This window comes from Glutamicibacter soli (assembly GCF_052322135.1).
GTDB classification, from domain to species: Bacteria; Actinomycetota; Actinomycetes; order Actinomycetales; family Micrococcaceae; genus Glutamicibacter; species Glutamicibacter soli.
Genome location: NZ_CM125969.1, coordinates 3315647 through 3329806, shown reverse-complemented (window position 1 = coordinate 3329806; position 14160 = coordinate 3315647). Strand labels below are relative to the sequence as shown.

14 protein-coding genes are annotated in these 14160 nt (G+C 67.4%); all 14 read left to right on the top strand.

Going from position 1 to position 14160, the window contains the following annotated elements; translation table 11 throughout:
* Positions 1 to 17 precede the first annotated feature (17 nt).
* The 14 genes from ACTX90_RS15800 to ACTX90_RS15735 all read left to right on the top strand — a co-directional run bounded on the left by ACTX90_RS15800 (position 18) and on the right by ACTX90_RS15735 (position 14159).
* Positions 18 to 905: a MaoC family dehydratase gene (locus ACTX90_RS15800; protein WP_443442391.1), complete on the top strand. Its 888-nt coding sequence runs from the start codon at positions 18 to 20 to the stop codon at positions 903 to 905.
* Between the two features lie 150 nt (positions 906 to 1055).
* The gene (locus ACTX90_RS15795; RefSeq protein ID WP_424572712.1) at positions 1056 to 1661 is read left to right on the top strand and encodes a TetR/AcrR family transcriptional regulator; all 606 of its coding nucleotides are present in this window, start codon (positions 1056 to 1058) and stop codon (positions 1659 to 1661) included.
* An 813-nt stretch (positions 1662 to 2474) separates the two neighbouring features.
* Entirely contained in the window at positions 2475 to 3656 is a 1182-nt protein-coding gene (locus ACTX90_RS15790) for an acyl-CoA dehydrogenase family protein (RefSeq protein ID WP_443442390.1), read from the top strand.
* On the top strand, positions 3653 to 4789 hold the full coding sequence (locus ACTX90_RS15785) for an acyl-CoA dehydrogenase family protein (protein WP_443442389.1): 1137 nt from the start codon (positions 3653 to 3655) through the stop codon (positions 4787 to 4789). The genes ACTX90_RS15790 and ACTX90_RS15785 overlap by 4 nt, the downstream gene beginning before the upstream one ends.
* Positions 4786 to 6294 (top strand): MFS transporter, encoded by a 1509-nt coding sequence (locus ACTX90_RS15780; protein WP_053798927.1) that lies wholly within the window; start codon positions 4786 to 4788, stop codon positions 6292 to 6294. The genes ACTX90_RS15785 and ACTX90_RS15780 overlap by 4 nt, the downstream gene beginning before the upstream one ends.
* A gap of 2 nt (positions 6295 to 6296) precedes the next feature.
* Entirely contained in the window at positions 6297 to 8009 is a 1713-nt protein-coding gene (locus tag ACTX90_RS15775) for an AMP-binding protein (RefSeq protein WP_443442388.1), read from the top strand.
* Complete coding sequence (locus tag ACTX90_RS15770) at positions 8006 to 8524, top strand: FAS1-like dehydratase domain-containing protein (RefSeq protein WP_052772517.1); 519 nt, start codon at positions 8006 to 8008, stop codon at positions 8522 to 8524. The genes ACTX90_RS15775 and ACTX90_RS15770 overlap by 4 nt, the downstream gene beginning before the upstream one ends.
* Entirely contained in the window at positions 8524 to 8976 is a 453-nt protein-coding gene (locus tag ACTX90_RS15765) for a Zn-ribbon domain-containing OB-fold protein (protein WP_052772516.1), read from the top strand. The genes ACTX90_RS15770 and ACTX90_RS15765 overlap by 1 nt, the downstream gene beginning before the upstream one ends.
* Complete coding sequence (locus ACTX90_RS15760; RefSeq protein ID WP_443442387.1) at positions 8973 to 9422, top strand: MaoC family dehydratase; 450 nt, start codon at positions 8973 to 8975, stop codon at positions 9420 to 9422. Before ACTX90_RS15765 ends, ACTX90_RS15760 begins: the two co-directional genes overlap by 4 nt.
* Entirely contained in the window at positions 9419 to 10594 is a 1176-nt protein-coding gene (locus tag ACTX90_RS15755) for a lipid-transfer protein (RefSeq protein ID WP_053798923.1), read from the top strand. The genes ACTX90_RS15760 and ACTX90_RS15755 overlap by 4 nt, the downstream gene beginning before the upstream one ends.
* Positions 10587 to 11231: a PaaI family thioesterase gene (locus ACTX90_RS15750; RefSeq protein ID WP_113607103.1), complete on the top strand. Its 645-nt coding sequence runs from the start codon at positions 10587 to 10589 to the stop codon at positions 11229 to 11231. Before ACTX90_RS15755 ends, ACTX90_RS15750 begins: the two co-directional genes overlap by 8 nt.
* A 214-nt stretch (positions 11232 to 11445) precedes the next feature.
* A complete protein-coding gene (locus tag ACTX90_RS15745; RefSeq protein WP_443442386.1) occupies positions 11446 to 12216 on the top strand; it encodes an electron transfer flavoprotein subunit beta/FixA family protein in 771 nt (256 codons plus the stop codon).
* Positions 12217 to 12228: 12 nt separating this feature from the next.
* Entirely contained in the window at positions 12229 to 13203 is a 975-nt protein-coding gene (locus ACTX90_RS15740) for an electron transfer flavoprotein subunit alpha/FixB family protein (RefSeq protein ID WP_443442385.1), read from the top strand.
* 17 nt (positions 13204 to 13220) lie between these two features.
* The gene (locus ACTX90_RS15735) at positions 13221 to 14159 is read left to right on the top strand and encodes a cytochrome b/b6 domain-containing protein (protein WP_443442384.1); all 939 of its coding nucleotides are present in this window, start codon (positions 13221 to 13223) and stop codon (positions 14157 to 14159) included.
* The last annotated feature ends 1 nt before the right edge of the window (position 14160 follow it).

Here is a 14160-nt window from a genome sequence, read left to right as displayed (position 1 = left end):
GATGGAAGGGCAAGATCATGGCAATTTTTACTGAGAATATCGGCAAGGTCACCGTAGGAGAACCCGTCACTTGGGACAGCGATGCAGCCCTGCTCTATGCGCTGAGCATCGGCGCCGGGCGTCCCGATGCAGCCGAAGGCATCGAATACACTACCGAGAATTCCTTTGGGGTCCGCCAAAAGGTCTTCCCGACCTTCCCTGTCGTCCTCGGCGGCAGTGGCGGTTCCATGGATCACCTCGGAGACTTCAAGCTGCACCAGATCCTGCACGGAGGCCAGTCGCTCGTACTGCACCGGCAACTCGCCCCGCAGGGTTCCCTCACCCCGCGCAGCTACATGAGCGCCGTCTACGACCAAGGCAAGAACGCAATCATCGAGCTGACCACCGATCTGGTGGACCCTGAAGACCAGCTGGTCGCCACGACAGTGACCTCCATGATCATCCGCGACGAAACCGGCTATGGGCCGCGACCGGAAGGAGCTGGCGGTTGGACCGATCCGGCAACCGAACCTGACGCAGTCATCACGCAGGCGACCAGCGTCGACCAGGCGCTGCTGTACCGCCTGAACGGCGACCGCAACCCGCTGCACTCCGACCCCGTGATGGCCAGCAAGGTCGGCTTCCCTCGCCCGGTGCTGCATGGCCTGTGCACCTACGGCATGGCGGCCCTTGCGCTGGTGCGCAACTCGCGGCTGCTGGCCGAACGAGGCCTGGGCTCGATCAACGCCCGCTTCGCCGCTCCGGTCTTCCCGGGGCAAATGCTGGAAACCCGCATCTGGAACACCAGCGACGGCGCCCTGTTCCAGGTGCTCGCCGACGGGAAGATCGTGCTGGACCGCGGAGTCGCCACGGCCGCGGCTGCCGCGAAAGGTTCCGTTGAGCTCCAGGACGCTGCCGTGAAGTAGCCGGCAATTGATCGACCCATGCGCCGCACCGGGCTGCCGAAAAGGCCAGCCGGGTGCGGCGAATTATTTTGCAGGCAAACGGCGACTCAGTGTCATTCCCGCGCACCGGATATGATCGGGTTTAGCGTCCACAGCTAAGGAATCAAGAACGTGAAGACTGAGCAACGCCCCATGAAGCCGTCCGGAGAGAAGCAGGGCAGCCGCGAAAAGATCCTCGATGTCGCTACCGATCTGTTTGTCGAGCACGGCTATGCAGGAACCCCGCTCAGCGCCATCGCCGCGCAACTGGATTTCACCAAGGCCGCGCTGTACTACCACTTCAAGAGCAAGGTCGATATCCTCTCCGGAATCCTCTCGCCCCTACTGGACACCATTGACGAGCTGCTGGAGCAGGCTCCCGAGCGTTTCCCCGACGCGCAGCAGCGCTGGGAATTCCTCTACACCTATTCGCAAGTCCTGCTCTCGCACTCGCGCGCGGTGGAAGTGCTGGCCATCAACAGCAGCAATACCTGGCTGCCGGATGAGATCAAGGAACGGATCGAGTACCACCGCCGCCGCACCATGGAATTGGCAATGCTCCCGGACATGAGCGACGAGGACCAGGTCAAGGCCATCCTGATCATGGACATGCTGCACCGGGAGATCGTTTTCACCGATGACCGCATGGTGGTTCCGGGGATGACGCCCGAACGCCGCCGCGAGATCGTCTATGCGTTCATCCACGAGGTGCTCGACGCGACCAGCTCCGCCCACTGACTCCATGCCAGGGCTGCGTTGCGCGTCCGGGTTTCCGCTGGAATGAAACTGCCGAACCGCTGGCCGGCGCGCGGACTATGAGTCCAGGGCACCGCGCTTGATCGACCAGCGGGAACCAGCGGCAGGCGTTCGTCCGAGGAGCAATACGGACCACCTTCCGAAGGCTCGAATCGACGGGTTTATTACGAGGAGAGCCCCCGTCGATTGCTTGATTTCGGCAGTTTTCTGCCACCGATCTTCCCCCGGAAAAATTTCCGGGGGATTTTTCGTCCCAGTGGCCGGGACTGCTGGATTTTCACAGGAGCCATTGGCTGCTCGCTACCGAAGCTCCGCGATGCAGCGGGAATGAAAAATCATCATTTCTTGCTGCGGACGGCATTCGTGGCCGTCCGGGGGCGGCTTCACCGGCCCACTGCGGCCCGGGTCCCTGTGCCGTCCGGCGCCCAGTGCCGCTTGGGTCACCTGCATCCGCTGGATCCCCCCCGTTGAACTGCAATAAGATTCCAATTTTTGTTCAGCCAGGATCCATTGCCACTTTGCGACGCGGAGCCTGGCTAACAGATTCGCGGATGACGGTTCGGCGCCGGTGGGCTCTGGTTCGGTGGAAAGAAACGCATTTCTTCGCAGCGGGGGTCGTTGCGCCCCGCGAAGAGGGCTTTGCGAAAAGAAATATTTATCCCTAGGGAATTCCTCCGGGTAGCCGAACAACGTTCAGCGCGCAAGGCGTTGACTACTTGCCGGCCGGTAAGTAATCTGAATCACATTCCACCGTTATTTTCGGTAAACGCCTAGTCAAAGACGAAAGGCAACGTAATGCATTTACGTTCTTCCACGGAGATCCAGTCTCTCCGCGAGGAGCTTCGCTCCTATTTCGCAACGCTCCTCACCGACGAGGTGCGCGCGGGCTTGAAGCAAGAAGGTGAGGCCGGGGGCCCGGTCCACTCCGCAGTGCAGCGACAGATGGGCCAGGACGGATGGCTCGGCATCGGATGGCCCGTCGAGTACGGAGGCCAAGGCCGCGGCCCAGCCGCGCAGTTCGTCTTCTACGACGAGGCCTACCGCGCCGACGCCCCGATCCCGATGATCACCATGACCACCGTGGGCCCGACCCTGATGAGCCACGGCAGCCAGGAGCAGAAGGACTACTTCCTTCCCAAGATCCTGGCCGGCGAGCTGGTCGTGTCCATCGGCTACACCGAGCCGGAGGCGGGCACCGACCTGGCCTCGCTGACCACCCGCGCGGTGCGCGACGGCGACGAGTACGTCGTCAACGGCTCCAAGGTCTTCACCTCCGGCGGCGACGGCGCCGACTGGATCTGGCTGGCCGCCCGCACCGACCCGGATGCCCCGAAGCACAAGGGCATCTCGCTGATCCTGGTGCCGACCACCGACCCCGGCTTCTCCGCCACCCCGATCCACACCGTGGGCGGCTTCAGCACCACCGCCACCTACTACGACAACATCCGCGTTCCGGTCACCAACGTCGTGGGCAAGGAAAACGAAGGCTGGAAGCTGATCACCACCCAGCTGAACCACGAACGTGTGGGCCTGGCCGCCTTCAGCGGCATCTGCGAAGCCCAGCTGGACGAGGTCCGCGAATGGCTCAAGGACCAGGTCACCGCCGACGGCACCCCGCTGGGCGACGAGCCCTGGGTCCGCTCGCTGCTGGCCACCTCCACCGCCCGGCTGCGCGCCATGCGCCTGCTGAACTGGAAGCTCGTGGAGACCACCGCCCAGGGATCGCTGGATCCGGGTTCGGCTTCCGCCGCCAAGGTCTTCGCCACCGAAACCGTGATCGACGTGTACCGGTCGCTGCTGGAGATCGTGGGCGGCACCGCCACCCGCATCTCGGACGCCCCATGGACTTTCGACACCGGACGCCTGGCCCTGATGAACCTGGGCGCCCAGATCAACACCTTCGGCGGGGGAGTCGCCGAAATCCAGCGCGAAATCGTCGCCTGGACCACCCTCGGCATGGCAAGGAGCGCACGTTGAGCACCGCGAGCATTAACAACACCATCGAGGCCCCGAGCATGGAGTTCTCGCTGGACGAGGAGCAGCAGGGCCTGACCGACCTGGCCGCGCAGATCTTCTCCTCGCTGAGCACCGACGAGCTGTACACCGCCGGCGAAAAGGCCGGCGCCGCCTTCGACGAGGCCCTGTGGGGCCAGGTCGTTGAATCCGGACTGATCGACGCACTGCTGCCGATGGACGAGGAGGAGCCGGGACTGGGCATGGCCGGGCTGGCGCTTGTCGCCCGTGAACAGGGCCGCACCCTGGGCCGCATCCCGTTCATCACCACCGCAGTCGCCGCCTTGGCCATCGCCGAATTCGGCGGCCACGAGCAGCTGCTCGAAGGCATTTCCGAAGGGTCGGTGCGCATCGCCGCGCTGCAGCCGGAGGTGCGCCGCCGCGTCAACGGCACCGCCGCCGGCACCGGCTGGGTGCTGGACGGCGGCATCGAGCTGGGCTACCTGGTCCCTTCGGCCACCCACCTGATGGTGCAGTTCCACACCGCATCCGGCCAGCTGACCGCGCTCATCGAGGCTGACCGCGCAGGCATCGCGGTGGACGAGTACCGCGGCCTGTCCCGCCAGCAGCACGCCGAGCTGTCCTTCACCGGCGTGCAGATCGAGGCAGCCGACCTGATCGGCGCCGACCAGCCGGCCGACGCGGTCTCCGCTTGGATCCGCCCGCGCCTGCTCACCGCAGCCGCCGCGCTGATCTCCGGCGTGGGAGCCGAGGCGCTGCGCCGCACCGCCGCCTACACGAACGAGCGCAAGCAGTTCGGGCGCGCCATCGCCACTAACCAGGGGGTGGCCCTGCGTGCGGCGGACGCGTTCATCGACACCGAAACCACCTGGCTGTCCACCATCGACGCCGCCTGGCAGCTGGACAACGACGGCGACGGCGTGGAAGCTGCCTTCGGCGCGTCCTGGCTGGCCCGCGAGGCCGGCTTCCGCGTGGTCCACACCACCCAGCACCTGCATGGCGGCATGGGCGCCGACCTGGACAACCACATCCACCGCTTCTTCCTGTGGATGCGCGAACTCGACGTGCTCTGGGGCACCGCAGGGCAGGTATCCGAAGAACTCGCAGCAGCAATCCTGGACGGAGACACCGCGTGAGCACGCCAGCAGCAGCGGGCAAGGCCCGCACCCACGCCGGACAGAGCGTGGCGGCAGTACTGGCGATCCTGGTGATCGCGGAGGTCGTCGCGGCCTTCGAAACCTCCATGGCGGTGCAGCTGCTGTACACGCCGGGCGAGTTCTTCACCTCCGACCTCTCCCAGCTGGTCTGGGTGGTCACCTCCTACTCGCTGGTCGCGGCGCTGGCCACCAGCTTCGTCGGACGCCTGGGCGACCAGTTCGGCCGCCGCAAGATCCTGGTCTGGGTGCTGCTGCTCTCGGCACTGGGCTCGGTCATCAGCGCGATCGCCCCGACCTTCGGCATCCTGGTTGCCGGCCGCGCCTTGCAGGGCGTGTCCGGCGCGGTGCTGCCGCTGGCCATCGGCATGGTGCGCTCCACCTTCCCGGAGCACAAGATCGGCACCGGCATCGCGGTGGTCTCCACCTCCGCGCTGATCGCCGGCGCGGGCGGCATGCTCGGCGGCGGACTGTTCCTCGACTACGCCACCTGGCACTGGATCTTCTGGACCGCGGCGATCTTCGCCTGCGTGGCCGCGGCGCTGGTGCACTTCGGCATCACCCGCGAACCGAAGTCCTCGCTGGCCTCCGCGGTGCACGTGGACTGGGCGGGCGGCCTGATGTTCGGCATCGGCATCGCCGGCGCGCTGTACGGCCTGACCCTGAGCAAGTCCCTGGGCTTCACCAACCCGCAGGTGCTGCTCTTCCTGGTCGGCGGACTGGTGCTGCTGGCGCTGTGGGTCCGCTGGGAGCTGCGCACCCGCGAGCCGATGATCGACGTGCGGATGTTCGCCCAGCGCAAGTTCGCCCTGGGCATGCTGGCCACCGCGCTGATCGCTATCGGCCCGATCGGCACCACGAATATCCTCACCGTGACCCTGTACCGCAATCCGAACAGCATCCCGCTGGCGGACGGCAGCGTCATGGAGCTGCCGGTGGGCCTGGGGCTGAGCGCCTCCGTGACCGGCCTGCTCGGCTTCATCACCGCCGCCGCGGCGTTTGCGATCTCGCCGCTGATCGGCCGGATCTCCAGCCGCTTCGGGGCCCGCATGGGCCTGATGATCGGCTCGCTGCTGACCATCATCGGCCTGCTGATCGTGTGCATCGACCCGACCAGCATCGCGGTGGTCATCTCCGGCATGGTGGTGGTGATCTTCGGAACCGGCTTCCTCTACTCGGGAATGCCGACAGTGATCGTCGAATGCGTGCTGCCGGAACAGACCAGCACCGCCACGGGCGTCAATGCAGTGACCCGTACGGCCTTCCAGGCGGTTGCCGCCTCGGTCGTGGGCCTGTTGCTCGTGTTCTCGCCTGTTGCAGCAGGCGAGAACACGTTCGTCTCGATGACCGGCTTCCTGCTCGTCGTGGGTGTGCTCATCGCCACCTGCCTGCTGACCATCGTCGTGGTCCTTTTCATTCCAGCGACGAAGCCGGCAGGCGCGGCCAGCGGCAAGCCACAGGTCTCCAACCTCACCCTTAAGGATTGACAATGAACACCGTTCTCGAAACGAAACTTCAAACTACCAGAGATCTACTTGACCTGCGAGCCGAGGACCACCACCCCGGCCTGCTCTTCGAAGGGCGCATCTGGACCTGGGCGGAAGTCGTGGCAGAATGCAAGGTCCGCGCGCATCTGCTGCTCTCGATGCACGACGAAGGCAAGCCCTTCCACGTGGGCGTGATGCTTGAAAACGACCCCGAATACATCTTCGCCATCGGCGGCGCGGCCTACGCCGGCGCCACCGTGGTGGGCATCAACCTCACCCGCCGCGGCGAGGAGCTGGCCCGCGACATCGCGTACACCGACGTGGAGATCCTGCTGACCACCCACGAGCTGGAAGGCTACTTCAACGGGGTGGACTCCGGGGTGCCGGCCGCGCAGACCCGCTACATCGAGAGCGCGGAGTACGCCCGCGAGCTGGATTCGCTGCGCCACCTGCCGCGCCCGGAGGCTCCGGCGGCCGGGGACCCGGACACCACGCTGCTGCTGCTGTTCACCTCCGGCTCCACCGGGGACCCGAAGGCGGTCATCTGCACCACCGGGCGGCTGTTCCGCACTGCGGAATTCCAGCACATGGGCCTGGGCCGCCAAGATGTCAGCTACAACTCCATGCCGCTGTTCCACGGCAACGGCATCTTCGCCTGCTGGGCCAACCCGCTGTACACCGGCGGCACCTTCGCGCTGGCCCGCAAGTTCTCCGCCTCCGGCTTCCTGCCGGATCTGATGCGCTACAAGGCCACCTACTTCAACTACGTGGGACGCTCGCTGTCCTACGTGCTGGCCCAGCCGGAGAAGGCCGCGGAGGCCGACACCTACCTGCGCTCCTGCTTCGGCACCGAGGCCAGCGAGTTCGACCTGGCCGAGTTCCACCGCCGCTACGGCGTCTGGCCCACCGAAAGCTACGGGGCCTCCGAGGGCGGGCTGACCCTGAAGCGTTCGGACGACAGCCCGGCGGGCGCGCTGGGCACAGCCCCCGAGGGCATGGACGCCGCGGTGGTCAACCCGGACACCATGGAGCAGTGCCCGCGGGCGATCTTCTCCGAGAACGGGCGCATCCTGAACGCGGACGAGGCCATCGGCGAACTGGTGAACCTCACCGGCGCGGCCCTGTTCGAGGGCTACTATAAGAACCCGGAAGCCGTGGCCGAGCGCGTGCGCGGCACCGCGTTCCTCACCGGCGATTTGGCCTACCGCGACGAGGCGGGCTACTTCTACTTCGCCGGCCGCACCTCGGACCGGCTGCGCGTGGACAGCGAGAACTTCTCCGCCGCCCCGGTGGAGCGTGTGCTCTCCCGCTACCCGGGGGTCACCCTGGCCGCCGTCTACCCGGTGCCCGACGCCCGCACCGGCGACCAGGTCATGGCCACGCTGCAGTTCGATGACCCGCAGTCCTTCGACCCGGTCGACTTCGCGCGGTTCCTGGAGTCCCAGCCGGACTTGGGCACCAAGTGGGCCCCGCGCTTCCTCTCGGTGGTCTCCGACGTGCCGGTGACCGCCACCCAGAAGATCAACAAGCCCAGCCTGCGCCGCGAGGCCTGGCTGGTCAACGAGAACGTTTTCCACCGCCCGGGGCGGGAGATCGCCTTCGAGGTGCTGGACGAATCCGCCCTGGCGCAGCTGGAAGCCCTGTTCGAGCAGAACGGCCGCGCCCACCTGCTGCCGCTGAAGCCCGCCGAAACCACCATTAAGGAGACAGTATGAGCCAGGATCCCAATGTCCTGATCGGCGAGATGATCGCCGCCGGCAACGAGAGGATCAGCGTCGCCCGCGACGAGGTCAACCGGCCCATGATCCACCACCTGTGCGACGCGATGGAGGAAACCAACCCGATCTACCTGGATCCGGAGGCCGCCCGCGCCGCCGGCCACCCGGACGTCGTGGCCCCGCCCTCGGCGCTGCAGGTCTGGAACATGATCAACCCCTCGGACCCGGAGATCGAATCCGACGTGGACCGCGCCTATGCCCACCTGGCCGAGTGCGGCTACCCGAAGGTCGTGGCAGTGAACTGCGACCAGGAATACGACCGCTACCTGGTCCCGGGCGACCTGCTGACCGCCAGCGAGAAGGTCGAATCCTTCGTCGGCCCCAAGCAGACGGGCCTGGGCGAAGGCTACTTCATCACCACCTTGACCACCTACACCGACCAGCAGGGCGACCGCGTGGGCACCATGCGCTTCCGCACCCTGTGGTACAACCCTGAAAAGAGGAACTCGTAATGAGCGAAACGCTGACCGAGACCCCGGCCACGGCCAAGAGCCAGGCCCTGCGTCCCCGCCCGGCCATCAACCTGGACAACGCCTTCTTCTTCGAGTCCCTGAACGAGCGCGGCGAGCTGAGCATCCAGCACTGCGACGACTGCAACGAGCTGCGCCACCCGCCGGTGCCGATGTGCCCCGAGTGCAACTCGCTGCACTGGTCGCCGAAGACCATGTCGGGCCGCGGCATCCTGCACAGCTACGTGGTCATGTACCACCCGATCGTCCCGCCGTTCGAGCCGGGCTACATCGTGGCAGTGGTGGAGCTTGAAGAGGGCGTCCGCGTGGTCATGAACCTGGAGGGCGTGGCCCGCGAAGACGTGCAGATCGGCATGCCGCTGCACATCGCCGCAGAGCGCATGGACGCCGAGCTGGTCCTCCCGGTAGCCCGTCCGGCAGGGGGCGCCGCATGAGCACCGTCGACACCGCCGCCCGCGCCGGGCAGCTGACCGCCGAGCAGGTGCAGGCCGGGGAGGCGCTGCCCGAGCTGCGCATCCCGATCACCGCCACGCTGATCGTCACCGGGGCCATCGCCACCCGCGACTTCCAGAAGGTGCACCACGACAAGGACGTCGCCCAGGCCGCCGGCACCCCGAACGTCTTCATGAACATCCTGACCACCAATGCGCTGGTCAACCGCTACGTGGGCGAATGGGCCGGCCCGGCCGCCCGCGTGGGCCGCATCAACATCCGCCTGGGTGCCACCAACTTCCCGGGCGACGAGATGGTCTTCACCGGCACCGTGGACTCCGTGGACGGGGAAAACGTCGTGGTGAAGGTGGTCGGCACCAACTCTCTGGGCCCGCACGTGACGGGCACCGTAGGCATCGTGATCCCATCGAAAGGGGAATCGGCATGAGCAACCTGCTGAATAAGGCAGTCATCGTAGGCATCGGCGCCACCGAGTTCTCCAAGAATTCCGGCCGCTCCGAGCTGCAGCTGGCCCAGGAGGCCGCCCTGGCCGCCTGCCGCGACGCCGGGGTGAACCCGCAGGACGTGGACGGCATGGTCACCTACTCCATGGACACCAACCCCGCCATCGAGGTCGCCCGCGGCCTGGGCTGCAAGGAGCTGAACTTCTTCAGCCACGTGGACTACGGGGGAGGCGCCGCCGCCGGCACCATCCTGCACGCGGCGATGGCCGTGGCCACCGGCGTGGCCAAGACCGTGGTCTGCTACCGCGCCTTCAACGAGCGCTCCGGCGCCCGCTTCGGGCAGGCGATGAGCACCGCGGGCATGGCCCCGGACGCCCGCGCCGCCGCCTACGCCTGGACCCTGCCCTTCGGCCTGATGACCCCGGCCTCCTGGGTGGGCATGTTCGCCCAGCGCTACATGCACCTGACTGGCGCCACCTCGGAGGACTTCGGCCGCGTGGCGGTGGCCGACCGCAAGCACGCGGCCACCAACCCGAAGGCCTGGTTCTACGAGAAGCCGATCACCCTGGAAGACCACCAGAACTCGCGCTGGATCGCCGATCCGCTGCACCTGCTGGACTGCTGCCAGGAATCCGACGGCGGCCAGGCGTTTGTCATCACCACCCCGGAACGCGCCAAGGACCTGCCGGGCAAGGCAGTGACCATCCGCGCCGCCGCCCAGGGCGCTGCCTACGACCAGCACACCATGGTCAGCTACTACCGCAAGGACGGCGACCGCCCGCTGCCGGAGATGGGCAACGTGGCACGCCAGCTGTGGAACGACACCGGGCTGCGCCCGGAGGACATCGACACCGCGGTGCTCTACGACCACTTCACCCCGTTCGTGCTGGCCCAGCTGGAGGAATTCGGCTTCTGCGGCCGCGGCGAGGCCAAGGACTTCATCAAGAACGGCGCCATCGAGCTGGGTGGCCGCCTGCCGATCAACACCAACGGCGGCCAGCTGGGCGAGGCCTATATCCACGGCATGAACGGCATCGCCGAGGGTGTGCGCCAGCTGCGCGGCACCGCGGTGAACCAGGTGGAAAACGCCCGCAACGTGCTGGTCACCGCCGGCACCGGCGTACCGACGAGCGCATTGATCCTGGGCAATGACTAGGCAGGTGGCCCTGCCGGACGGCGGGGAGAAGGTCCGCGCGGCCGGCGGGGAGAAGCTGCTGGAAGCCGCCGGTCAGGTGCGCGAGCTGCTGGATGCCATGGTCCGGCTGGATGTGCGCACCCCGGCCGCCCCTGAACTGGTCGAGCGCCTGGACGAGGTGCTTGAGCTGCTGCGCGTGGAAATCGCTCCGGAGAGCGCGATGGTTCCCGACCTCTTCAAGGACCGCAAGGGCGATTACATGGACCGCTCGCCGGTCTCCGGGGCGCTGAACCCGATGGCCCCGCCGGTGTCGTTGCGCATGGACGGGGAGAACGGCGTGCGCACCTCCACCCGGCTGGGCCTGCCCTACCAGGGTCCTCCGGGCCGGGTGCACGGAGGCTGGGTGGCCACGCTGCTGGACCACGTGATGGGCTTCGCCGCTGGAACCGTGGACCAGTGGATCTTCACCCGGTCGCTGACCGTGGACTACGACCACGCGGTCCCGCTGTTCGAAGAGCTGGAGTTGACCGCGTGGGTCGAGGAAATCGACGGCCGCAAGATCTGGGTCAGGGGCCAGATCGAGGCCGGCGGCAAGGTCGTGGCCCAGGCCCGCGGGCTGTGGCTGCCGCCGCGCAACCGCCCGGCGCCGCAGGACTGAGCGGCCGGGCAGGGCGGGGTGCGGGCGAAGCGGAACTTCGTCCACTCCCTGCCCTAGACAAAAACTAGAATCTAGTTATAGTATTTCAGAAACGTGACCCGCGCCACGCGAAAGCGCGGCGGCGCACGGGCAGCGCCCGCGGCCACACCGTGAACGCACCCAACCCGGCGGAGGAGCCGGGCGGTGCGGAACCGAACCAAGAAAAGAGCAAACCATGAAGATTGCAGTGCTGATCAAGCAGGTGCCGGACACCGAAGAAGGCCGCCACCTCACCTCCGACGGACGCGCAGACCGCGACGCCAGCGACCGCGTGATCGACGAGATCACCGAACGTGCGCTGGAAGCCGCGCTGAAGCAGAAGGACGCTGACAAGTCGGTGGAGATCACCGTGGTGACCATGGGTCCGGCCGCCGCCAATGAAGCGCTGCGCAAGGCACTGAGCATGGGCGCCGACAAGGCGGTGCACGTCCAGGACGACGCACTGGCCGGATCCGACGCGCTGGCCACCGCCCGGGCGCTGGCCCAGGCGCTCTCGGGCCTGCAGACCGACCTGATCGTCGCAGGCAACGAGTCCACCGACGGCCGCGGCGGCGTGGTCCCCGCCATGGTCGCCGAACTGCTGCACCTTCCGTTCCTCGGCCCGCTGGGCACCCTGGAGATCTCCGGCGGCACCGTGCGCGGCACCCGCTCGGACGCCTCGGGCGCCACCGCGCTGCGCGCTTCCATCCCGGCAGTCATCTCCGTGGCCGAGGCCATGGGCGAGGCCCGCTTCCCGAAGTTCAAGGGCATCCTGGCCGCCAAGCGCAAGCCTGTCGCCGTGCAGAGCGCCGCAGAACTGGGCCTGGGCGCGCCGGATCACGCCGCGGGCAACCGGGTGCTGGCCTCCGCCGCCCGCCCCGCCCGCACCGCCGGCGTCAAAATCATCGACGAGGGACAGGCCGCGCAGGAACTTGCCGCGTACCTGGCCGCCGAGAAGCTGATCTAAGGAACGAATGACATGACTAACATCCTGGTACACATCGAACTGGCCGAAGACGGCACCCCGACCGCCAGCGGCGCGCACCTGCTGGCCCTGGCCTCCAAGCTGGGCACCCCGGTGGCCGTCGCCACCGCAGCCGACTCCGCCGCCACTGCCGCCGCCATCGGCGGGCAGGGCGCCGAGCAGGTATTCATCGGCGAAACCGCCCAGGCCGCCGCCCACCCGGCGGCCAGCGCCGTCGCCGCCCTGCAGGCTGCCATCGAGGCCTACGCCCCGGCCGCCGTGCTCGCTTCCAACAGCGCCGTGGCCCGCGAGGTCATCGGCCGCCTGTCGGCGCGCACCGGCAACCCGGTGGTGCTCGAAGCCGTTGAGCTTGAGCAGCGCGACGGCCGCATCGCCGCCTCGCACTCGGTCTTCGGCGGCACCTACGTCACCGAATCCACCGCGGGCGCCGGCATCCCGCTGGTCACCGTGGCCTCCAGCGGTGCCGAGCCGCTGTCTGCAGCAACCCCGCAGCTGGCCACCGCCGCCATCGAGGTGGCCACCGCCGCCTCGGCTGAAATCGAATCCGTGACCCCGCTGGCCGCCGCGTCCTCCCGCCCGGAGCTGCGCGCCGCCAAGATCGTGGTCTCCGGCGGCCGCGGCCTGGCCTCGAAGGAGAACTTCTCGCTGGTCGAGGCGCTCGCCGACTCGCTGGGCGCAGGCCTTGGCGCTTCGCGCGCCGCCGTGGATTCCGGCTACATCCCGCAGAGCCACCAGGTAGGCCAGACCGGCGTCAGCGTCTCACCCGACCTCTATGTTGCAGTGGGCATCTCCGGCGCCATCCAGCACCTGGCCGGCATGCAGACCGCCAAGCGCATCGTGGCTATCAACAAGGACGAGGACGCGCCGATCTTCGACATCGCCGACTTCGGCATCGTGGGCGACCTGTTCGAGATCCTCCCGCAGCTCACGCAGCTGCTGGAGGCCAAGCAGCCAGTCACCGCCGGCTAGATCAGGGGGTCATTTCCATGTCGCTGACAACCAAGGAGGGTGCCCGCACCGCCGACAAGGCGGCGGGAAACCCGGCCCTGAAGAAGATCTGGATCGCCGTCGGCGTGGTGCTTGTCCTGGGCCTGCTGGTGCTGGCCGCCCGCTGGTGGCGCGGAACCGCGGCGGGGGAGCAGTTCCTGGCCGCCTATCCGGGGCACTCCGCGCTGCCGCAGAACGCGCCCACCGGCATCCCGGCCTGGCTGGGCTGGCAGCACTTCCTGAACGCCTTCTTCATGGTGCTGATCATCCGCTCCGGCTGGCTGATCCGCACCACCGCCCGGCCGAAGGCCTACTGGACCCGGAACAACACCGGGCTGTTCAAAACCAAAACCAAGCCCAAGAAGATCAGCCTGGAAATCTGGCTGCACCTGAGCCTGGACGTGCTGTGGATCGTCAATGGCGTGGTGTTCATCGTGCTGCTGTTCGCCACCGGCGCGTGGATGCGTATCGTGCCGACCAGCTGGGACATCTTCCCGAACGCGCTCAGCGCCGGCGTGCAGTACCTGTCGCTGGACTGGCCTGCCGAGAACGGCTGGCTGAACTACAACGCGCTGCAGGTTTTGGCCTACTTCGCGATCGTGTTCCTGGCCGCCCCGGTCTCCGCCATCACCGGGCTGCGCATGTCCCCGGCTTGGCCTGCCAAGCTGGACAAGGCATTGCCCATGGAAGCGGCCCGCAAGGTGCACTTCCCGGCCATGCTGTTCTTTGTCGGCTTCTTGGTGATGCACGTGCTGCTGGTGCTGCTCACCGGAGCGCGGGCGAACCTGAACCACATGTTCGCCGCCCGCAGCGACGACGGCTGGCTGGGCGTCATCATGTTCGTGGTGGCCGTCGCGGTCACCGCCGGAGCTTGGTTCGCCTGCAAGCCGGTGGTCATCCGGGCCCTGGCGGGAATGTCGGGCAAGATCTCCAAGTAGC